The sequence below is a fragment of the Paenibacillus cellulositrophicus genome (assembly GCF_009363095.1).
In the GTDB taxonomy this organism is placed as follows: Bacteria; Bacillota; Bacilli; order Paenibacillales; family Paenibacillaceae; genus Paenibacillus_AQ; species Paenibacillus_AQ favisporus.
The window spans coordinates 3,213,945-3,234,808 of record NZ_CP045295.1; the positions used below are offsets into that span (position 1 = coordinate 3,213,945).

Consider the following 20,864-nt stretch of genomic DNA (forward strand, 5'->3'; position numbering starts at 1 on the left):
CTTTCAACGGCACCCGAATGGAGGGCTGTTCATTCCACTTACTCAACCAGCCCGGAACGCTCCACACCTTGAATGAAATACCGCTGCAGAAAGAGATAGACGACAAGCATTGGAATCAGCGCAAGGAATGTAGCGGCCATGACGACAGGCAGGCTGAACACTTCAAAGCTGCTGCCTGTCAATGTATCCAGGGATTGATAGAGCCGCGGAAGCATCATCGGCAAGGTGAACTTCTCCTCCGACGTCAGGAAGATCGACGGCTCGAAGAAGTCATTCCAGTGCCATACCAAGGACAGCAGGGTTGTTACGACGATCGCAGGCGGTGTAAGCGGGAGAATAATTTTCCAGTATACGCGGAAGCTTCCGCAGCCATCCACCCTAGCCGCATCCTCCAGCTCCCACGGAAGCCCGCGGAACAGCTGGCGGAAGATAAAGATGAACAGGGCACCCCTAAGCCCATTCGCAAAAAAGGAAGGCACGATCAGCGGCATCACGCTGTCCAGCCAGCCGATCGTCTTGTACTGCATATACAAAGGGACAATGATCGTTTGCGGCGGAATGATCATCGTGAACATGCACAGCACGAACAGGACTTCCCGTCCGGGAAACCTAATGCGGGAGAAACCATAGGCGACGAAAGAGCAGGATAATACCTGGCCGATCACGCTCACTACGGAAATCAGGGCCGAGTTATTGAAATGCGTCCAAAACTGCAGCCCCTTCATGCCGTAGTAGAAGTTTTCCCACGCCAGACTCGTCGGAATCCACTTGATCGCGAAGTCGATCAGATCCACCGGATGCTTGAGCGAGGTCGTGATCATATAGATAAACGGATAGAGAAAAACAAAGGCCAAGTCAATTAGAATCACGTACACGAAGATGCGGTAAATGAGCGCGAACCAGCGGCTTCTGCTGCTGATCCGGCTGATGACGCTGTTATTTCTTAACGCTTTCGCCCGGTTAGCGATACTTTCGGGCTGCACAGCCACACGCTGCTTGGTCTTCGACATCGGAATCGGTTTCACGCTGCACCACCTCCTTGCTCCTCATTCTCATTTTTCACCTGTGTATACGACTAAGCGTCTGGTTGAAGCAAATACGATAATGAGCAGCAAGAAGATAAACAAGAAGTAGATCCAGCCCATACCGGACGCGTAGCCCATTTCGATCTTCGTAAAGGCCGTATCTTTGATATAGACCATCATCCTGTTGTTGATATCCGTAAAGGAATCCACGCATGTATAGACCAGATTAAGCAGGATGATCGGCGAAATCAGCGGCAGCGTGATTTTCCAGAACATCTCCCATTCGGTTGCCCCGTCGCATCTTGCCGATTCATAGAGCGACGGAGAAATCCCCTGAAGTCCGGCTAAAAAGAGCAGGATCTGCACGCCCGTTTTCCAGAAGATCACGGTAAGCCTGCTCAGCATATCAAAAACGATCTGCGAGAACGTCGGGCCCATATACAGAAATACTTCTTCCGGAACGCCGATGCCGTTCACCAGCGTGTCTTTGCCGACCCCTGCATAGAGCAGCTGCTGCATTGCAAGGCCGGAGCCGATCAAGACGGGCAGGAAGAACGCCGCGCGGAAGAAGGCGCGTCCGCGGATCTTATGATTCAGCAGGATCGCGATAAACAAAGAGAAGACCAGAATCAGCGGCGTATTGATGACAGCATCCTGTACCACCGAAATGAACAACGGAATAAACTGCGTATCCAGCACGAACGCTTTGTTGAAATTTCCCCAGCCGACAGACTCCAAGTCGAAATTGCCAACGCCGACAACTTCATGAAAGGCCAGCCAAAGGGAGTAAATCAAGGGATATAACATGAACAATGCGAAACCGATCGCCCATGGAGCGATATAAACATAGCCTGCCAGCATTTTTTTTCGTTCCAGACTCAACTTTTTCCCTGTCATGCTGATCCCCCCTTCGGCACCACGATGAAGTTTTTCTCCGGAACAACATAATGATCGACCGTTACCTCACCCGGCGTATAATTGACAATGACGCGAGTCCCGTCCTCATATACGACCTCATAAACATCATCCTGCAGCTTGCGGTGCTCCTTCATCGTCTGCGACCAAACCGGCCTCAGCTTGTCGTTCATCTCTTTGTAGTATTGGACCGCTTGATCCACCCAGTTGCTGTAGGCCGAGCTGAACAAATCGCTGTAGATGGTGTCCTTCAAATCTTCAGAGTGGTTCATCGTTAATTGGTAGTAAGGCATATAGCCGTATTCCACCATCTTTAGGTACTGCAGCTGTGGATCGTAAAATAAATTTTGCGGATCGCCCGAGTAAGGAATAATGCCATGCAGCGCCATTTGGTAGAACGGGATCGTTTCGTCGGTAAAGAAGAAGCCGCTGTCCTCCATCGGGATGCCGAACAGGCGGGAGGAATGCTTCAGGCTGTATCCATTGCCCCCAACCGAGGCCGCACCGCCGAATTGCAGGACCGATTTCTCCATCATTTCCGTCCACTGCTTGGCTGTCCCCCCGCGCTTCAGCGGGTAATCGTCATTATAATCGTAGTAGAGCTGACTGCCGATGCCGTCGAAGTTAATGCCGGTAATGCCCAGCTTGCGCAGCGGATTCAGCACTTTTTTCTGGAAATGCGCATTCTGTTTGCCTGCATTCAAGTAGAAAAGCTCGCTGTAACGGTCGGTCACGACAAAATGATTGGCTCCGACAACGACGTCTTTACGCGACGAGAACCCGTCGTTGCCCTTCCATGCCTCGACATAGTTGTCCTGCAGAAAAAGCTGGTAGTTCTTCGCCTTCGCATACTCGCTCAGCTTCGCCAGCCCGCTTGTGCCGCCCAGCTTACCGGAAGGCTTATATCCCGACGGATAACTCATATAGCCTTCACCCGTCCATCCGAGCAGGTTCGCCGAAATCGACTGCACGCCGCGTTGGCTGAGGTCTTCCATCATGTCCTGCGCCTCTGAGAAGGTCGTATTTTGAATAAAATGATCGATCAGAATCTGGTCCTTCTTAATGCCCATAAGCAGGTCAAGCCCGAAAGGAACCGCCTCCCCTTTCTTCACCTTCGGAACCACGCCTTGCTCGTCGAGCAAATACTCCCTGTAGGCGGTCGCCATATGGCTGTAATCGGCCTCTTTGCCGCTAAAGAACACGTAGCGGATGGTATGATCCTCGCGGATCAGATCCTTTTCGGGCTTCTTCGTCAGGTTGCCGTCTTTTTTAACTGCTTCATACTCGCGCCTGTAAACGAGCTCGGAAGATACACGGTTCAAATTAATGAGATAGCCGCTCGGCGAATACAGGACATTCGCGTCGTATTCCCCCTGGGTGATGATCCCCATAAAGGAGTTATCGGCCACTTTCAAGCCGAATATCGGCAGCATCGCGTTCTGTTCCCGTCCGAAAAAATTGAAAGTAATCGTATCCGCGCCGTAAACGCTCGCACGATAAGGATTCAAATAATTCGGGTGGTTCGTCTTAAAGTAAGACAGCGCACCCGGCCCGTCGGGATAGACCGCATAGCCTTGATCGTGATCCGATGCCGCTCCGAAGAAGGGAAGTGGAGCAACCGACATGAGCCAGTTGTCTTCCCCTTCCTGGATCGATTGGCCGGGTACGGTGACTTCGAGGGCGTTTCCCTTCAATTGGAAGCTCATATCGAAGCTGATTTTCAGCCTCGGCAGCTCGTAACGAACCGATATCCCGTTTTCCAGTGAGGTCGTCGTCATCTTCGGCTGCTCGAGGGCAAAGTTCGTCTCCTGCGTTTCCAGCGCAGGCAGATGGGGATCCGTGTAGGTCAGATGAAAAATCGACTGACTGCTGGCGGTCCACAGCTCATTCCCGTCCGTTTCGACATCCTGGAGCGGAACTGCCGATTCCCACCGGTACCCGTTGCTCTTGTCGATCACCGCGATGGCGGAATCGGATGAGCGGAACTGCAGCTCAAGCCGGTTGTTTTCGGCGATCTTCTCATAATTGGTTGGCTTCTGCGGCTGTCCGCTCTCCTCCGGAGCCGGCATCTGCTCACTCTCAACGACCTGGTTCTTATTCGGCCGCATTTCCTCCTTGGCCCGTTCAATAGCTTTTTGCACGGAGGGTAACGCCAGGAGCACGAGCGCAGCAATGATGACGCTGACGGTTAAATAGTAGATCCATCGTTTGGCGAGTCTCGTTTTCATGGTACCCCCCTCAATTTTCCAGTAAGTATCTGACTTCTACGGCCACTTCACGCACAAATTGAAGAACGTGGTTCGTCAAGGCAAAGACAAGCCCTACCGTTCCCCAGAAAATAATAAAGGCAAAGATGGATAAAAGGAGGACGCCGACCGCCTTCTTAAAGGTATAGTCATTCAGCACCTTCAGTTGAATGAAGATGAGCAGGGCCACCCACAGCCATATGATCGAATTGATGCTGTTGTACAGCCCCATTTCACCCCTTGACATCACCAAGGAGACGGCAGCCAGCGGGATGGTAAATACGATATAGGGAATCAAGGCATAGGACATCGCGGTCAGCACCTGGCTGAAGTAGGCCTCGCCGTCCATAATCGCCGTAATTAAATAGCAGGCAATCACGCCCGAGATCAGCGGCACGACGAAGCGGATGATTTCCAAATTCAAATTGGCATCCTTCGGCTGAAGCGACGTCATATGAAAGCTGGTCATATAGATCGAGATAATTCTGACGCTGATGGTCAGCAGGATTAAGACGAATGCCGAGATCAGATGCTTGTTTTTCTGCAGCTCCTCGAATCCGTCCACGGGATGAAACAGTATTGCTATGCCCAGCCGTAGTGACCGGAGACCCGACTGTTTGAAATCCGCCGTTCTGATCAATAGCCATACCTCCTTATGACGGTATTCGTGACGCGGATCATGAATTTGACGATAAAGTAGATGGCGACCACGATGAGAACGACGGCCATAATGATCCAGCCCAAATATTCGCGCAACAAGCCATGCCGATACTCGGCGAAGGCCAGTGAATACCCTTCCTGGTCATTGCCCAGCTTAAATTCCCGCATCGCTTCCTTCCATCTCTCTTCCTTCATCAGCGCTTTGGCCACGCCGCGGTGGGCGAGCGGATAGTTCTCGTCGATCTTCAGCACTTCCTTCCAGGGCACCATCGCTTCCTGGTAACGCCCGTTGAAGTGCAGCTGGCTCGCTTGGTGGACCAATTCCGCGAAGCGTGTCGGCTGAAAAATTTGAATGTTATTGCGGTCCCGGTCCAGCACGTAGATTTTGCCCGCCTTATCGACGACGATACTCGTCGGGTATTCGAAGCGCCCCTTCTCATCGCCTTGTCCCCCGAATACGGCAAGCAGATTGCCTTCCTGATCGTATTGATAGATCTTCCGCGACATTGCGTCGAGCGCGTTCACAACCCCGTACTGATCGACAGCCATATCGATGAAATAAGGGTTTTCCAGCGCCCCGCTTTCGATCGAGGCTTCGCCGAAAAATGCCTTCTTGTAGATGTTTTCACCCATGGCATTGAACTTCTTGAGCTGGTCCGCTTCGATCAGAACCGTCGGCGTATAGATAAATCCTTTACCGTCGATCGTGATATTTGAATTTTGCGGAGGAACCGCATTGTTCAGCTGCTCCCGCTGCTCCGGCGTTGCCAGTAAACGGATGAGCAGCTTCTTCCAGTCGAACGGAACGCGGTTGGCGCCGATGTAGCCGCGGAACTGGTTCATCGCGTCGATCATCATGAAGCCGCTGTAGTCATTTTTATTGAGCGCATAAAGATAACCGCGCCGGTCCATGATGACTTTATCCGGGGAAAAATCCAAATCCTCGCTCAGCAAGGAAGATTCCGGCTTGACGAATTCTTCGATCAATTCACCTTTCGGAGACAGATGAATGATCCTGCCGCTGCCCGTGTCGGCTACGAACATATGACCGAGGCTATCGACATAGATACCGCTCGGACTGCTGAGCTCGACGCCTTGTTCTTTCCCGAAGATGCCCAGCACTTTCCCTTGACCGTCCAATTTCACAATCCGGTTGTTATCCGTGTCGGCTACGTATAAGAGCCCCTTCTCGTCGATAAACAAGTCGTTCGGTTTATTCAAGCCGGGCTGGCCAACATCCATAATGATCGTGTCTACCGTATAGGTCAGGGGGATCGGCATCCGATGGCCATACATCGGATCGAGCGTATAGGACATTTGCGGGAGCGCATGGGCAGGCAAGCTGCAGATCAGAAACAGCAGACCGCCGAGTATACTCGCCGTTATTCGTTTGTACACCATATCCGCCCCCTATGATTTGATCCCGGAATGAACCATCGTATTCATAATCAGCTTCTGGAACAGCAGGAAGATGAGAATCGGAGGAAGCGTCATCAGGAACGTGCCGGCAGCCAGCGCACCTGTCCGTGCGACGACGCCCGGCCCTCCAGCCAGCGTCTGAATCGCCAGGGGCAGCGTCTTCATCGATTCGCTTGTCGTAAACACGAGCGCCGAAAAGAAATCGTTCCAGTTCCCGATGAAGGAGAAAATAATCAACGTTGCCCAGGCCGGCTTACTCACCGCCATAATCACCCTCCAGAAGATTTTCCAATCCGATGCGCCGTCGATATGCGCCGCCTCAATCAGGGCATCGGGAATTTGGTCGAAGAACTGTTTCATGAGGAAGATGTTGAAGGCCACAGCGATCTTCGGCAGAATTAACGCCCAATACGTATTGACCAAGCCTAAGCTCGATACGATCATATAGGTCGGAATCTGGGTCACCTGCGGCGAAAACATCAGGGCCGACAAGATAACAGAGAAGATGAAGCCCGCACCCGGCGGTTTGAACTTGGATAACACGTACGCTCCCAGGCAGCACACAACCAAGCTGGAGAGCACGACCGCAACGGAGACGAACAAGCTGTTAAAGATGTACCGCGAGAAAGGAACGACAGAGCTGTCCGTCGCGGTCAGCAGATCAAAGAAGCTGCGCAGGGTCGGCTTCTGCACGAAAAATCTCGGCGGGTAAAGGAACAGCTCGTCGAGCGGTTTGAAAGCCGTGGAAATCATATATACGATCGGCAAGGACGTAAATCCGACCAATGCGATCATAAACGCGTATAACAACCCCCTGTTGAAACGGGTGATAAATTTCGTAAAGCTCATCGTCACGTCCTTTAACCCCCCTTATTGATCTTTGGACGATAGCAACCGCATCACGATGCGGCCTAAGCCGAACGTGACTACAAACAGGAAGACGGCGATTGCCGATGCGTATCCCAGCTCGAACCGGATAAAGGCATAGTCGAACAGATGCGCAATAATCGTATGGCCCGCATAGTTCGGGCTCGGCATCCCGGAGATGGCCACGGCAATGTCGAACACCCCGAAAGCGCCGACGATGGCGTTGACTGCGCCGAACAGCAGCTGCGGCTTCATCAGCGGCAGCGTAATGAACCACAATTCCTGAAACCGGCTGGAAATCCCGTCAATGGCGCCTGCTTCATACAGCTCTGGCGATACATTCTGCAGCCCCGCCAGGAACACCAGGAATCCCGTACCCATGCTCATCCACAAAGAAACGATGATGATGACCGGCATGATCGTATTCGGATCCGTATTCCAGAGAATCGGTTCGCTGATCATGCCCCAGTTAAGCAGCGCATTGTTCAATAACCCGTAGCGGTCTCCGGAGAATATGTACAGCCAGACGATCGATAAAGCGATTCCGCTCGTAATCGAAGGGACGTAAAAGGCCAACGAGAAGATCATTTTGGCCTTCAGCGTATTGATCACCCAAGCGAGCAAGAAGGATAAGCAATAGCTTAACGGCCCGGCGATCACAGCGAAGATAAACGTATTTTTTAGCGATGTGAGAAAGATGTCGTCTTCCAGAAACAAGACGCTGTAGTTGGATAAGCCTACCCACCTCGCCGGTTGGAGCATGTTGTAATAGGTGAAGCTGAGATAGACCGACTGCACGACGGGAATGACGGTAAACACGATGAAGAGAATCAGGAACGGGCTGAGAAACAAATAACCGAGCGCAGCCCTCTTTCTCGCGTGAGTCAATTTGAATCGACGTGCCTTCTGCGGTGCCAGCTGGAGCGGCCCTTTAACCTCCACGCTGCTTTGCATACTGCTCCTCCTTCCGCCGCCTTAGTCTTTCGGCGTGAACCCGAATTCCTTCTGCTTGGCGTTAAGCTCTTTGTTAATATCCTTGATGCCCTTCTCCAGCGACTCCCTGATATTCATGCCGCCAAGAACGACGCGGTTCCAGGCGTTATCGATGTTCCGCCCCGTGAAGTAGCCGCCGAGCACGTACGGCTGCTCTTTGTAGTACTTCCATTGGTCCTTCAGTGCCTTGAGGTCGTCCTCCGGCCATGGCAGCTGCGATAAAGCGTCTACATTCGCCGTATTCCAGCGGGCCTCCACGCCGAGCAGCGCCTCCAGCTCTTGGCCGAACTGCAGCTGAACCTCTGTACTCGTCCACCATTTCAGAAACTCCCAGGATTCCTGCTGATGCTCCGATTGCTTGAAGATCGCAACGGACTGTACCGCTCCACCGGTCGTGCGGTCAATCGATCCATCGGCCTTCTGATGGCCCGGAGACGGAGCAACGCCCCAGCGTCCGATCAGCTCCGGCGCTGCGGTAGAGAGCTGTACATACGTGAGATAATCCGCGATCCCGATCGGCATTTCCCCGGTACGGAACCTGTTGAAGAAGTTGGCCATGACCGGGAACTTGTAATTGGTATACAACTCCGTCCATTCCGTGAAGGCCTGGAAGGCTTCCGGTGAATCCAGCGCCGACTTTGCTCCATTCTCCTTGTAATAGTCGCCGCCATTCTGGTAGAGAAACGGCATGAAGCCGAGCTGCGTGATCGGGTAGTACATCTGCATCCCGTTCTGCTGCAGAATCGGAAGCAGAGCATAGACCTCATCCCATGTCTTCGGGATGCTGACGCCCAGCTCGTTCAAGATATCCTTCCGGAAGACCAACAAGTTGAAATCCTGCGTTTCCGGCAGCGCATAGTTCCCCCCGTTGTATTTGAAAGGAATGAGCGATCCTGCAAGGAACCGTTTACTGACTTGTTCGTAATCAGGAAACTGCGTTAAATCGACGGAAGCGTCCCGGATCGCAAATTCGACGGGCAGATGCGCATCGACGCCTGTTGCGACATCCGGAGCTCTGCCGGAGCTTGCCGCGAGCAGCAGCGTGTTGACGGAACCCGAGTTCAATTGGCCGGCCGGGAGCGTATTGATGTTGATGCGTATGCCGGTTTTGGGCGTGAAGTCTTCCTCCGCCATTTCCTTCATAATTTCCGCCCACTCTTTGCCACGGGATACCCAAACCTCGATAACCGGACCTTCTTCCTCCCCCGTTTCGTTGTCGTAGACGCTGCCTACGCCCGTATAGTCCTTCGTAAAGGAAGCCATGAAGTTTTTGAACGTGCTGACCGATTTTTGCAGAACGTTGGATTTTACCTTCGGATATTTCGTATCCGGGGCGCTGATCAGGATGTAATCCAGAACAAGCGGCACATTCTGGAGATCCATCAGCAGCGTGCTGAGGTTCGTTTGGCTGTTGCTGAGCTCTGATAATTGTCTTGGAATCGAATCGGGGTTACGGATCATTTTCTCGAACGTGTGGTTCATCATCCGCAGACTGTTCACCGTGCTCGGCTCTACATCCGACAGAGCCTTGAGCGCATCCATCTGAACGAGCAGATCGTCCGCGATGACCTTCAAGTCCTCAATCAGCTTCGGCACCTTCTTGTTCAGCTCGTATTCGAAGTTCGGATCCGGCGTCGGTCCCGTGATCATAATAATGCGTCTGTATAGATCAGAGAGCTTCTGGGTATCGGCCGTCAAAGCTTCCATGATCGGTTGATACGGCCCGACCTGGGCGGTCATCGTCAGCGTATGCTCGCCTTTCGTTAAGTACACGAGCAGGGGTTCGTCTTTGCCTGTTTGTTCATTGTCCTTATGCAGCGTTTCGATCCGCCAGTTGCGCGAGTAGGTAAAAGGGTAGAGCTCCATTTCCTTGAACGGAACTTTTCCATCTATAAGAATTTGACGATAGGACGGCAGCCCATCGCCCCACCATTGTCCAAATTTCAGCCCAATCTTATACAACCCGTCCTGCGGAACCGAGAACGCCCACGATGCCTTCTGACCGCCCTTCCTCCAGCGCCAGTCGCCAAATGCGTTCAGCCGGATTCGCCCATCGCCTGCCGGCTCCATTAACGGATCGCCATTCGATTCTCTGCGGATCGTCGGATCGGATTTCGTCGGATTGTTCTCCGCCTGCACTTTCACATTGATCTGCTGGGCAGGCTCATAACCTTGCGCGGTGTAGGCCTGCTTCACTTCGGCATAGCTGGGTAGCTGCTCCGGTGACGTAATCCGGATCTCGTCGATGGCCATCGGTTCGAGCAAATAATTCATCCGGATGACATGCTTGCCTGCGGTCATATAAAATTGGAAGGGTTCCGGGTACAGACCGTTCCCGTCCGAAACCGGAAGGTCCATCCACTGCGGCTTCTCGATTTGCTTGGGTCTGACGTCGTCTCCCTGGTTGTTTTGGGCCGGATCGCCCCGGTCGACCCAACTGCGGTAGAAATAGATGCGCTGCGCCTCGCGAAACGGGCTTTCTCCGTCAATAAGCAGCTCCCGCTGAATCGGCATTCTTTTTCCCGGCATCGGATAATAACTTAGGGCCAGGTTGTAAAGACCGTCCTGCGGGATATCTACCGACCATTCGATCCACGTTGTCTTGCTGTCCCACACAAGAGCGGAAAGGCCGTCTACCGTTTCCAAGACCGGCTTCGTGCCTCCAAACGCCGAATGCTGATCGGCTTTTACCACGATGTCCGGCTGATCAGCAGGCGGATAGCCCTCTTTCTTATATCCAGCCAGCGTAGTCGCATAAGTCGGCTCCAAAATACTGTTCATGGCTAATTGGTCATTCGTCAGCGGAACGCCTTGATTCTGATTCCGGTCCCGTAAACGTTCGTTGTTGGCATAAGAATGAAAGCTCTCACCGAAGGTCAGCGAAAAGACAAGAAAAGTGATCGATATAAGCATGACTCTCTTCCACTTTAGTGCATCATTCCAACGCCATTTCAAGCACCGTCACCTCTTTGTCGTTCAATTCATCAGGATGTCCCTTAAGCGGTTCTCTTCCTTCTGATGAAGAAAGGGGACAGGCGATTCAGCCGCCCCCTCCTTATGAAACCGGTCCACCTTGATTATTTCGATTCCAGTTTTTTGAGCTCGTTATCGACGTTCTTCTTGACTTCGTCCAGCAGCTTCTTCGGCTCGCCCTTTCCGTTCAAGGCCAAATCCTGAACGCGGAAGGTTTCATCCCACAGCTTCTGGCCAACAGGCGTAACAGGGCGGTAATGCGCTACAGGCATCAAATCGACGAACACCTTCAGCTTCGGATTCTCGGTGATTTTAATCTCTTCGTTGACCTTCGGCATCGTCGTTATATCGTTGCCCGCATCCGCCCGCTTGGCCCAGAGAAGCGTGCCCTTATAGCCGCCGATAAACTTGAGGAGCTCCCACGCTTCCTGCGGATGCTTGGCTCCCTTCGGCATGACCCAGGAATGGCCGCCTGCCCATGTCGTTTGAGGATAGCCTTCCGCGGAAGGCATCGGGGCGACGCCCCACTCGAAGGTAGGCTTCACCTTCGCATTGCTGGTCAAATCGTTCAGCACCCAGTTGCCGTCCACGACGAATCCGACTTTGCCGGTCCAGAACGAATTGATGCCGGTTTTGCCCATGACATCGTTGAACTTGTTGATTTTGGACATATCGTATTTTTTGGCGTAGCTGACCATCCATTCAAGCGCTTTCACAATTTGCGGGTGGTTTGGCGTCAATTCCTCGCCATTGGTCCATTCTCCGCCGAAGTTCCAGCTTTGCGTATATAAGTAGGTTTGATTTGCCCAGGGAATAAAGCCGACCTGCTCATAGCCGCTGCCGTTGCTTGTTTTCTTGAACATTTTCTCCGCCATCGCGTCCAATTCCGCAATCGTAACCGGCGGCTTCTCGGGGTCGAGACCCGCTTCCTTCATAAGCGTTTTATTATAATAAAGCGCCCGGTTATCTGTGGTGAACGGCATCGCATAGAGCTGGTCCTTGTAATTCGCTTCCGCCCAGACGCCCGGATAATAATCGTCGGCACGCACTTCGTCTCCGGCATCGACGAACGGCTGCAGGCTTTCCAGCGATCCCTTCGCCGCCCATTGCCCTACCATGAAGCGGTCGAGAACCGCTACGTCCGGAGGCGTGCCGCCGGCAATCAGCGTCGTCAGCTTATCCGTGCCCCCTTGATCGATGATGTATTTCACCTTGATATTCGGGTGCTCTTTCTCAAATTCGCTGATGACAATTTTCGTGTAGTCCGTCTGGAATTTGCCTCCCCAACCCCAGAGCTCAAGCGTTACCTTTTCACCGCTGCCTTTACCCGTATCGGTATTTTTCTTGGCGGAATCGGTCTGTTGATTCGTACTGTCCGTTCCCTTTGTATCCTTGGCTCCATTCTCTCCGCTGGACCCGCCCGAGCCCCCGCAGCCTGTTAATACGAAACATACCGATAATGCGGTAACCAGATACTTGAGCATCGCTCTTCTCAAATGAGTGGCGCCCTTCTTTTTCCTCACTTACATGCCTCCTTTTTGCATATATAAGTTGAAATATTGAACTAGGAATGGGGGCAAATACGGCCTACATCCTATTCTTTAGTTCATCTTATATAGGTTTTAAATGGTACTAATGAAGTTAGTTCCTTTTTAGTGTAAACGCTTTTATGGGAGGGGATAATGAGACTGCTTTTGTATTTCGTGTACTATCTTTACTATCTTGAAGGGGAGCCATCGGCTTCGCGTTTCCATTCGAGGCAAGAAAAAAAGAGTGCCTGTCATACATGACAGACACTCTTACGGCTGCTCATCGCGGCCTTGGGGATGCTCCATTTTGCTGTTTCCGTACCCCATGACCTTAGCCAATTCAGCATCGACGTTCTTCTTCATTTCATTCAAGAGCTCTCCCGGTTCTCCCTGCAGATTCATCGCCAGCGTTTGCACGCGGAGCATCTCATCCCACATATATCCGCCCACAGGTGTGACGGGCCTGATGTAGGCATTCCCAAGCAGCTCTGTAAACACCTTCATCGGTTCCTTCTGATCCAAGCCGAGCTTGGCATTCACTTCCGGAATGCACATCAGATCATTCTTGCCGCCCTCGCGGCTGGCCCACAGGAGCGTGCCTTCCTTGCCCGCTACGTACTTCATAAACCTCCAAGCTTCCTCTTTATTTTTCGCCCCTTTGGGCATGACGAACGACCACCCCCCTGACCATGTGACCGGCCGGTTGCCATCGATTGTAGGCATCGGCGCCACACCCCACTCGAAATCCAAATCTTCCATCTCATCAAGAAGCCAGTTGCCTTCATAGACAAATCCAACTTTGCCGGACAAAAAGGAGTTTCTTCCGGTTTGTCTCATCATCTCCGAAAATTTCAAAAGTTTCTTTACATCGTACTTCTCGGCGTAGCCCTGCACCCACTCCAGCGCTTTAACGTTCCGCGGATCGTTCGGCGTCAGCTTCCCGCTTCGCTCCCATTCGCCGCCAAAGTTCCATCCATGCGTATACAAGAAGCCCTGACCCATCCATGGGACGAATCCGACTTGCTCATATGCGCCGTCCCCGTTCGTTTTGAACATCCTCTCTGCCATGGCATCCAGGCCGCCAATGGTTCTCGGGGGATGGTCAGGGTCAAAACCCGCCTGCTTCATCATCGTTTTGTTATAATACATGGCGCGGCTGTCCATATTCCAAGGGAGGGCGTACGTTTTGCCGTCGTATTGGGATTCCGCCCACACGCTTTTGTAATAAATACTCGCCATATCTTCACGATTCGCATAAGCCGAAATGTCTTCAATGGAGCCCATCGCCGCCCATTCGCCTACAATAAACCGGTCGATCATCGCGACATCCGGCGCCTTCCCTCCAGCAATCGCAGTCAGCAGCTTATCCGAACCCTGCGAATTATCCGAGTTCTCGATGAAGGTCATTTCAACCTTGATATCCGGGTTTGCCTCTTCGAACGGCTTCACGACCGTATCGTAGAATTCGTCCTGAAATCCTCCGACCCATGAATACCAGAAGCTTATCGTTACAGGGCCGTTATGATTAATCGAGCTGCTCGCAGCATTTTTGCCTAATAATTCCGAATTAACGTTGAATGTCGCTCCCTTGCTGACATAAGCGTTCCATACCATGATTACGGTGGCCAGGAGTACAAGTATGAAAAGAACAGGCATCTTTCGACGAGTCAAGAACACTTTCATCGTTACCTCCACTTTTAACTTTCTCTTGTAATCATCTACGCACGCTGTCATATGAAACTCGTTTCAACTGACTTGCTGAGCAGGGCTTCGCTTCGTGAGAGGGATCGTCATGGTTACTTTCGTTCCTTCCCCCAAGCTGCTCTCCATCTCGATCCCGTACTGGGCGCCATATGCGATTTTGATTTGTGAATTAATATTTCTCAGCGCAAAGCTGCTTTCCTCCGCAGGCTGTTCTCCGCCCAGAATGTGCTGCAATTCAGCCAGCTTATCCGGCGCAATTCCGGCACCATCGTCCGTAACGACGAATTTCAGGCAGCTGCCTTCCCGGGTAAAGGCGATATCCAGCCTGCCCTTGCCTGATTTTCGCTCCAGTCCGTGATAAATTGCATTCTCTACGATCGGCTGAAAAATAAATTTGAGCACTCTATAATCCATCAGCGATTCATCCGCTTGCACATAGAGCGTAAACTTGTCCTTATACCGGACTTTCTGGATCATGATATAGCTCTCGATCAAATGGACGACCTGGCTGACCGGCACTTCATCCCTTCCCTCGCTCAGACTGATCCGCAAATACTTCGACAGTCCGAAGATCATCGTGCTAATGTCGTCAACTTTATGTATGCGGGCAATCCAGTGGACGGAATCGAGCGTATTGTACAGAAAATGAGCGTTAATTTGAGATCCCAGCATTTTCAGCTGAAGATCCCGTTCCAGCAGCTTCTGCACATACAGTTCGTTGATTAATTCCTTGATATGGGCCACCATCTGGTTAAAATGGGTGAACAAATAGCCGAATTCGTCCTCTCGTTTATCGACAATCCGGATGTTGAAATCGCCGTCCCTGGCTCGGCGCATCGCATGCGTCATCTTCTGAAGCGGCCGGTGAACGGTAGAAGCGATAATGATCGCGAGCAGGATACCGATGCACGAAAAAACAATGCCCAGCGACAGCATATACCAGCGAATATCCATCGCTTCCTTCATCAAATCATGGCTGCGCAGCATGCCGACGAGCCTCCAATGGTTCGTCTCCAATTGACTGTAGACGACCAGCATCTCTTGCCCGTCTATAGAGTAGCTTAGCGTTCCTTGACGCTCTTCCTTAAACGGAATGTCCAGTTTGCTGGACAATAGAATTCCACCCTTATCCCCTTTGATCTGGCCGGTATCGTCCATCATGACGTTGATTCCCGACCCGTCATAATCGATTTCCGCCAAAATTTCCCGGACCTCCGCCGGATCGACTTCGTACAGCACGACGCCGATAATTTCTCCGCGGCCTTTCATATTTTTCTGGGCACGGCCAAAGGTAAAAACAGGCTCGGAGCTCGGACCTTTTATTAATGAGGGCATGATGCCGAAATAGACGAGCCTGCCGTCCGCCTGACGGATTTGTTGATACCAGGCCTCCGTGAAATATTCATTGGGGTAAGAATTGTAGACCGGAAAGGATTCTTTGGGTGAATAGCGGTAGGAGTAGCCCCTCTCGCTGAGCAGATAGATATTATTCATATCATTCCTGGAGTTTACCAGGTTCGATAGAAAGGCGGTATTCGCGTTATTCGTCTGAATCCTTTCCTTCTCGTCCATAAAATCTCCCATGAGCTGCTTCTGAATATCCTTATTGCCGACGACAAGAAGGGAACGGTCCTCGTATCCCTCCAGAAGGATATCGACCCGCTTGCTCATCTGCTGAACGTTCTGAAGCGCCATGCCTCCGATTTTGTTCTCCATCATCTGAGCGGATTTATCATAGGATAGATATCCCATAACGGTAATAATGACGATCATGCTGGCTACATAGAATCCGAACACCTTCATTCCGACCGAATTGAACTTGATTCTATCGATGAACTGCAGTCTCATGAGGTCCCTCTCTTCTTATGCCCCGTAATTACGGTATTGAGCGGGCGTCATGCCTTCCCATTCCTTAAAGGTTTTGACGAAATGCCGAAAATCCCGATATCCGACCCGGTCTGCGACTTCATATACCTTTAGAGGGGTCTGTTCAAGCAATTCTTTCGCCTTCGTGATTCGGATTCGAATGAGATAGCGACTGAGCGTTTCGCCAACCTCTTCGTGAAACACTCTGCTGAAGTAAGAGGGATTCATGTAAATCTTTTCGGCTACGTTATGAAGGCTGATGCCAAGGTGGTAGTTATCATGGATATAACGCAGCGCCGTTTCTATCGTTCGCTTATGCGCAATTGAGGGTGCATGAGTATCCTTTATGAGGAAGGTGTCCATGATCATGGCCTTCCAATCGCCAATGGAACACCTGTAGAGCTGAAGCTTGCGTTGATGCGTCATTGTGGAAGCCTTGGAATGATTCTTCGCCTGGAGCAGCTCCTGCCACTTGGACAAAAGGATGCTGATGTGCATATTCATTTCATACCGCACGGCAATGGCCGGCGTCTGCTTGATGAGCTCTTGAAGCATACCGGTTTGTACATCGAGCAGTTCGGACAATCTGCCCGCATCCCTCAGCTTCATGGCATGCAGAATCCGATTCGACAATGCCGAGTCAAGGGAGTCCGCTTTGTGATCCGTGAGCAGAACGTCCGCCGCCAATTGCCCCATGCATGCAGCCATGCGGTAGTCCAGCTGCTCAGCCGGGCGGGGCTTGGATCCATGACCTGCTGAACCGCCGTCCATCGGGGCAGTGTGGACCTGCCCGGGTCCGTGAACCAAATAGTTCATACTTATGGTAAGCGCTTCCCTAAAAGAGGATGCAAGCTGCGTCCGCTCTCTTAAGCCGCTGATCCCTATGCTGATTCGAACGCCTAACACTTGAAGCGCATCTTCAATAACGCCATCCATATAGCGGTACAAGTCCTCGACGCCGAAAGAGGTATCGGGCTCACTTAGCGAAGCAATCAGCGCAATGTCCGCAAAATCATTCCCTTGTAAAGGACAAGCCAAGCACCGGATCCCCTTTTGAGACAGGATTTCTTCCACCAAATTCCCGAGCGCGTACCTCATGAGCGAGCATCCGCTTTCGTCCATCTCCCGGTCTCCCCACTCGTGGACGACCATCGCCATAACGATCAGCCGTTTCGGATCGAGGTTGATATGAAGGGCTTCCCATGTGGATTGCATCTCTCGCTCTGTCAAAGATCGGGTTAAACACATCTCCAGGTGCTTCTGTCTGGCGAGCGGCAAGCTTTCCCGGATGCGGCCCGACAATTCTTGCAGGCGAGAGTTCAGCTCCTGCTTCTGTTTAATTTCATTGATGCAGCGTTCAATAATTTCAAGCAAAATCGGTTCTTCGACCGGTTTGAGAATATAGTCAAACGCTCCTAGCTTGACCGCCTTCTGTGCATACGCAAAGTCGCTGAAGCCGCTAATAAAAATAACCTTTGTATCGATTCCGCGCTTTTTGATTTCTTCCATTAAATCCATACCGTCCATCGTGGGCATCTTGATATCCGAAATGATAATTTCCGGAACATGGGCTTCGATTAATTCCAACGCCTTGCAACCATCCTCGGCGTCACCGATAAATTGGATTCCGTGTGAGCTCCAATCAATGGTCCTTTTCAAGCCTTCCCGAATCCAGTGCTCGTCATCGACTACCATGAGTTTTATCACTGTGTATGCCCTCCTTTTCGATCAGCCCAACACAAACCAGGCTGTGTTACACCAATATTACAGAAGCAGCAAAAGTAATATAATGTTTTTATCTTTGGATTAAGTGTAATATTTTTACTTCGCTCTGTCTCCTCACATATGCAACAAGCTCTTGGCCGCCGCCAAGGCGAAGAAACAAAAATTCCCCCTACGGAAGTAGGAGGAAAGTAATATCGAGGTGCAGGAAAGCCTTCGTCCAACTCCGCACTTTATTAGATATCTGGGATTATCTCTCTTAGCGCATCACGCGGATGCCGCAGTAATCCATCAGCAGTTCGCAGAACATCATGTTTGCCCACGAGAACCAAGGTCTCGTATACTCCGCCGGATCGTCGGCTTTAAAGCTTTCGTGCATCAGCCCGGTTCCCGCATCCGTTCGGCTCATCACCTGGAGCAGGCGCAGCTTCTCCTCGGGGCTGTCCGCAGTCAGCCCTTGCATCGCCAGGGCGATATGCCAAATGTAGCCCTGCGGTGTATGCGGGCTGCCGATCCCCTCGGCCGCAGTTCCTTCAAAATAATAGGGATTGTTCCGGCTCAAAATAAACCGCCGTGTATTCTGGTACACCTCATCTGACGCATCCCGGTAACCGAGATACGGAATCGACAGCAGGCTCGGCACGTTGGCGTCGTCCATCAGATTGTGATGGCCATATCCATCGGTTTCGTAGGCGTAGATCGGGCCGAATTCCGGATGCTGTACGATGCCGTGCTCCCGGATGCCCTGCTCGATCTCCTGGGCAAGCTTGGCGGCCCTGCCCTGCAGTTCTTCATCCTGCAGCACCTCTCCGGCGATTTCCTGCAAATAGCCGAGCACCACGACGGCGAACATATTGGAAGGAACCAGATAGCCGTATTCGCACGCATCGTCGCTCGGCCGGAATCCGGACCAGGTCATGCCCGTATAGGCCGTCTCTGCGCCTTGGCCATCCCGCACCAGCGTATCGCTCGGCACGCAGTCCTTCCGCTGGAAACGGTAAGGCGACAGCTCTTCATGGCGCTGCTCCACCGTCCACAAATCCAATATGGCCTCCGCAGCTTGACGGAAGCTGCCTTGGAATTGCGAGGTTCTGCCCGTGTTCTTCCAGAGCAGATAGCTGAGCTGAAGCGGATAGCAGAGCGAATCGATTTCGTATTTGCGTTCCCATATCCAGGGGGTCATCTCTGTCTCGTCCGCCTGGTGGCCGCGCCCGTTGGCTTCCTCATTGAAGGCGTTTGCATAAGGGTCCAGCAAAATCGAATCCAGCTGCCGCCGCACCAAGCCTTCGATCATGTCCGCAGCTTCCGGATCCTCCTTCGCCAGCACCAGAAACGGCCGCACCTGCGCGGCCGAGTCGCGCAGCCACATCGCCGGAATATCGCCGGTGATGACGAAAGTCGTTCCGTCCTCCATCCGTTTCAGCGTCGTCCCCCAAGTATTCCGTATCGCATTTTGGAAAATGTCCAGCAAACGTGTCTCTCCGGCCAGCTGTTCGGACATTCTCCCGGCCAACCGTTCCAAAGTAACAGGCTCCGTACCCAGTGATTTCATGCGCTCTCCTCCTTGGTTATGGCATCATAAGCATCGAAAGTTAATGAATATATCAGCTATGCTACCGTATGAATACACAAAAATTATATTTGTTGGTAAGTTAACATGTCAATATACTTTTTATAACATTTTATCGTTAAATATTATATTATTTAAAAGAAAAACGGCATTCCCGCTGAGGCCTGCCGCTTTGGTTCCAGCTCTATTCGTGTTTCATGGCAAGCCCGCCGTTCCGGACAAGTCCCGCCGACAAGCCTTCGACGAGCTCGGCATCCAGCAGGATTTTACCGGGAACGCTCTCGCCGTTTCGCAATTTAAGCACGTTTTCAAAGGCGAGCCTCCCCATCTCATTCTGCTTCTGCCGCATATGGGTGAACAAGGATCCGGCAGCGTCATCCGGACTGTCAAAGCATACAATCGACAGGTCTTCAGGCACACGGATCCCCGACTCCAGCGCCGCCTCATAAGCAAGTCTGGCGATGTTGTATTCCATAGCGAACAGAGCGGTAATCTCCGGATGGGCCGCGAGATGGCGCTTGATATGTTCCTTCTCCTTCTTCTTGTTCTCCGGTACAAAGGCAGCCGGCAGCGTCGCCGTAATGTTCTCCATCCACAGGCTCCGGTCGGCGGCAATGCCGCTTTCCGCATGGGCCTGGATAAACCCTTCGATCCGCTCCTCGATGGCGGTCGTATCCCGGGGCGGGGTGGTCATAAGGCCGATATGGGTATGCCCAAGTCCGAACAGGTAATGGATCAGCTGCTTGGACGCCGATACGTTGTCCGTGCTGATGGAGCTGGCGGAGACGCCTTTCAGATGCCGGTCCAGCAGCACAAACGGATACTCGCTGATGACCAGCTTCAAAATTTCGGCATTGAAATATTCACCCTGCGCCGGGAAAATAATGAGCCCGTCCACCCCGATCTCCAGAAGGCCCTGAATCGCTTCCTGCTCTCTGGCGGTCTCTCCCAGCGACCTGCGGAGAATCAAATAGCTGTCATGCTCGCGGGATGCTTCCTCCATGCCGAAGACAAGGTCCGTTCCATAGCTGTCCCCAAAGTCGGTCATGACCAGTCCGATCAGCAGCTTGCCGCTCTCCCGGCGCCGCTTGGACGCTGCCCCCGCACGGGACGGCGGTGCTCCTCCTCCGCTCTCATAATCCTCGGCCACAAAGGAGCCCCTCCCCGGCTGGCGGACAATGTATCCCTCCTGCGTGAGCATCTCCAGCGCCTTCTTGCTGGTGATCCGGCTGACGCTGTAGGCTTCGCCCAGCTCCTTTTCCGATGGGATCCGCTCCCCCGGCATATATTTTCCGGCTACGATCTGATCGCGCAGTTCTTCAAAGATTTGTTCGTACATCGGCTTCGACGACGATTCATGCGACACGTTGCAACC

General features: G+C 52.2%; 14 protein-coding genes. All 14 read right to left on the minus strand.

Going from position 1 to position 20,864, the window contains the following annotated elements:
- Positions 1-38: 38 nt before the first annotated feature.
- The 14 genes from GCU45_RS14475 to GCU45_RS14540 all read right to left on the minus strand — a co-directional run bounded on the left by GCU45_RS14475 (position 39) and on the right by GCU45_RS14540 (position 20,855).
- On the minus strand, positions 39-1,025 hold the full coding sequence (locus GCU45_RS14475) for a carbohydrate ABC transporter permease (protein ID WP_145949099.1): 987 nt from the start codon (positions 1,023-1,025) through the stop codon (positions 39-41).
- 27 nt (positions 1,026-1,052) lie between these two features.
- A complete protein-coding gene (locus GCU45_RS14480) occupies positions 1,053-1,922 on the minus strand; it encodes a carbohydrate ABC transporter permease (protein ID WP_145949100.1) in 870 nt (289 codons plus the stop codon).
- Positions 1,919-4,168, minus strand: a complete 2,250-nt coding sequence (locus GCU45_RS14485; RefSeq protein ID WP_152399439.1) for a DUF5696 domain-containing protein — start codon at positions 4,166-4,168, stop codon at positions 1,919-1,921. The genes GCU45_RS14480 and GCU45_RS14485 overlap by 4 nt, the downstream gene beginning before the upstream one ends.
- Positions 4,169-4,178: 10 nt before the next feature.
- The gene (locus GCU45_RS14490; protein ID WP_167527142.1) at positions 4,179-4,826 is read right to left on the minus strand and encodes a Yip1 family protein; all 648 of its coding nucleotides are present in this window, start codon (positions 4,824-4,826) and stop codon (positions 4,179-4,181) included.
- The gene (locus tag GCU45_RS14495; RefSeq protein ID WP_145161469.1) at positions 4,823-6,247 is read right to left on the minus strand and encodes an NHL repeat-containing protein; all 1,425 of its coding nucleotides are present in this window, start codon (positions 6,245-6,247) and stop codon (positions 4,823-4,825) included. The genes GCU45_RS14490 and GCU45_RS14495 overlap by 4 nt, the downstream gene beginning before the upstream one ends.
- 9 nt (positions 6,248-6,256) lie before the next feature.
- On the minus strand, positions 6,257-7,114 hold the full coding sequence (locus tag GCU45_RS14500; RefSeq protein ID WP_152403080.1) for a carbohydrate ABC transporter permease: 858 nt from the start codon (positions 7,112-7,114) through the stop codon (positions 6,257-6,259).
- Between the two features lie 21 nt (positions 7,115-7,135).
- Complete coding sequence (locus GCU45_RS14505) at positions 7,136-8,086, minus strand: carbohydrate ABC transporter permease (protein WP_076172753.1); 951 nt, start codon at positions 8,084-8,086, stop codon at positions 7,136-7,138.
- A gap of 21 nt (positions 8,087-8,107) precedes the next feature.
- On the minus strand, positions 8,108-11,038 hold the full coding sequence (locus GCU45_RS14510) for an extracellular solute-binding protein (RefSeq protein ID WP_152399441.1): 2,931 nt from the start codon (positions 11,036-11,038) through the stop codon (positions 8,108-8,110).
- A gap of 164 nt (positions 11,039-11,202) precedes the next feature.
- Positions 11,203-12,621 (minus strand): ABC transporter substrate-binding protein, encoded by a 1,419-nt coding sequence (locus tag GCU45_RS14515; protein ID WP_152399442.1) that lies wholly within the window; start codon positions 12,619-12,621, stop codon positions 11,203-11,205.
- 276 nt (positions 12,622-12,897) lie between these two features.
- Positions 12,898-14,310, minus strand: coding sequence for an ABC transporter substrate-binding protein (locus GCU45_RS14520; protein WP_167527143.1), 1,413 nt, complete (start codon positions 14,308-14,310; stop codon positions 12,898-12,900).
- Positions 14,311-14,373: 63 nt separating this feature from the next.
- Complete coding sequence (locus tag GCU45_RS14525; RefSeq protein WP_152399444.1) at positions 14,374-16,179, minus strand: cache domain-containing sensor histidine kinase; 1,806 nt, start codon at positions 16,177-16,179, stop codon at positions 14,374-14,376.
- 15 nt (positions 16,180-16,194) lie between these two features.
- Positions 16,195-17,904, minus strand: coding sequence for a response regulator transcription factor (locus GCU45_RS14530; RefSeq protein WP_152399445.1), 1,710 nt, complete (start codon positions 17,902-17,904; stop codon positions 16,195-16,197).
- A 274-nt stretch (positions 17,905-18,178) separates the two neighbouring features.
- A complete protein-coding gene (locus GCU45_RS14535) occupies positions 18,179-19,420 on the minus strand; it encodes a glycoside hydrolase family 125 protein (RefSeq protein WP_244364626.1) in 1,242 nt (413 codons plus the stop codon).
- A 253-nt stretch (positions 19,421-19,673) separates the two neighbouring features.
- The gene (locus tag GCU45_RS14540; protein ID WP_244364571.1) at positions 19,674-20,855 is read right to left on the minus strand and encodes a GntR family transcriptional regulator; all 1,182 of its coding nucleotides are present in this window, start codon (positions 20,853-20,855) and stop codon (positions 19,674-19,676) included.
- Positions 20,856-20,864 lie beyond the last annotated feature (9 nt).

Coding starts and splice junctions, on each gene's coding strand:
- GCU45_RS14505 (WP_076172753.1), bottom strand. CDS start 8,086: ATGCAAAGCAGCGTGGAGGTTAAAGGGCCGCTCCAGCTGGCACCGCAG.
- GCU45_RS14535 (WP_244364626.1), bottom strand. CDS start 19,420: ATGTCCGAACAGCTGGCCGGAGAGACACGTTTGCTGGACATTTTCCAA.
- GCU45_RS14495 (WP_145161469.1), bottom strand. CDS start 6,247: ATGGTGTACAAACGAATAACGGCGAGTATACTCGGCGGTCTGCTGTTT.
- GCU45_RS14520 (WP_167527143.1), bottom strand. CDS start 14,310: ATGAAAGTGTTCTTGACTCGTCGAAAGATGCCTGTTCTTTTCATACTT.
- GCU45_RS14480 (WP_145949100.1), bottom strand. CDS start 1,922: ATGACAGGGAAAAAGTTGAGTCTGGAACGAAAAAAAATGCTGGCAGGC.
- GCU45_RS14485 (WP_152399439.1), bottom strand. CDS start 4,168: ATGAAAACGAGACTCGCCAAACGATGGATCTACTATTTAACCGTCAGC.
- GCU45_RS14525 (WP_152399444.1), bottom strand. CDS start 16,179: ATGAGACTGCAGTTCATCGATAGAATCAAGTTCAATTCGGTCGGAATG.
- GCU45_RS14500 (WP_152403080.1), bottom strand. CDS start 7,114: ATGAGCTTTACGAAATTTATCACCCGTTTCAACAGGGGGTTGTTATAC.
- GCU45_RS14510 (WP_152399441.1), bottom strand. CDS start 11,038: ATGCTTATATCGATCACTTTTCTTGTCTTTTCGCTGACCTTCGGTGAG.